This is a genomic window from Dyella sp. 2YAF14 (genome assembly GCF_052114725.1).
GTDB lineage: Bacteria > Pseudomonadota > Gammaproteobacteria > Xanthomonadales > Rhodanobacteraceae > Dyella.
On sequence record NZ_JBFRFH010000040.1, the window covers coordinates 1 to 452 of the forward strand.

The following is a 452-nucleotide window of genomic DNA, read 5'->3' on the forward strand; positions in this document are numbered from 1 at the left end:
GAGACGATATGCCCGCGCTTGCGGGGATCGAGGTAGCCCGGATCTTCCTGGCGAACGTAGTGCGGCAATCCCGTATTGAACAGCCAGGTGGAGTCCGGCGCGGCGACGGCGGCCAGGCCCTCGGCAAGTTTGCCCAGCATGCGGGGCGTGAGGTGTTCAACGACCTCAAYGCAGACGCCCGCGTCGAACTTCCCGGAGAGGGAGCCGACGTCGCCGACCACATAGTTCTYGTGTGTGCTGTGTTCCTCGGGCGGAAACAGCTCGACCGCGTGGAAAAGATCGGAATGCGCCGGAAAAGTGGCTGCCAGCTGGTCCAACAGATAGCCGGGGCCGGCACCCAGATCGAGGAAGCGGCGAACCTCCCTGCGTGCGTAAAGCACGGCTTCGCCTGCGCGAACCAGTCCGTCGCCCGAGGCGCGCTCACGCGCTGCCTTCAGTTCTTCGTTCCAGTA

The 452-nt window shown here is 64.7% G+C and carries 1 protein-coding gene; it reads right to left on the reverse strand.

The window, feature by feature from the left end; translation table 11 throughout:
* A partial coding sequence (locus tag AB4Y82_RS21150; RefSeq protein ID WP_441611688.1) for a class I SAM-dependent methyltransferase occupies window positions 1-452 on the reverse strand: 452 nt, incomplete at both ends.